Source organism: Stenotrophomonas sp. HMWF023 (genome assembly GCF_003060985.1).
In the GTDB taxonomy this organism is placed as follows: Bacteria; Pseudomonadota; Gammaproteobacteria; order Xanthomonadales; family Xanthomonadaceae; genus Stenotrophomonas; species Stenotrophomonas lactitubi.
Map to the genome: position 1 here is coordinate 1 of NZ_QAIJ01000004.1, position 584 is coordinate 584.

The 584-nt window shown below is 64.0% G+C and carries 1 protein-coding gene; it reads right to left on the reverse strand.

Annotation, left to right across the window (positions count from 1 at the left end; genetic code table 11):
• Positions 1-531 (reverse strand): TonB-dependent receptor plug domain-containing protein (locus DBR20_RS00045; protein WP_146186912.1); only part of this gene is annotated, 531 nt, incomplete at its 3' end.
• Between the last annotated feature and the right edge of the window lie 53 nt (positions 532-584).

Genomic DNA, 584 nt, shown 5'->3' on the forward strand with positions numbered 1-584 from the left:
GTTGACCACACCGGCGATGGCATCGGAGCCGTACAGCGACGACGCGCCGTCTTCCAGCACTTCGATGCGTTCAACGATGGCCAGCGGAATGGTGTTGAGGTCGGTGGCCGAGCCCACGCCCGAGGCCGAGGATTCGTTGACCCAGCGGATGCCATCGACCAGCACCAGTACACGCTTGGCACCCAGATGGCGTAGGTCCACCTGCGCCGAACCCGCGCCGACACCACTACCGTCAGGCGGGAAACCGAAGTTGCCCGACGAATTGAATTTGGCATTGAGCGCCGAGCCTGAGCCGGTGAGCTGTTGCAGCACTTCACCGATCGAGGTCAGACCGGTGCGTTCGATGTCGGCGCGATTGAGGGTCTGGACCGGCACCTGGCCTTCCACTTCAGCGCGCTTGATGCGGGTGCCGGTGACTTCGATCGCGTCCAGATTGGTGGTGGTCGATTGGGCAGCAGCACCCATCGGTGCCAGGGCGGTCACGCACAGCGCGACGGCAACCGCCAAGGGGCGGTGGTGCAGGTAATTCATTCGCTCTCTCTCCAAAGGAATGTCGGGACATGGACTGCCGCGCTCCCCCCTGC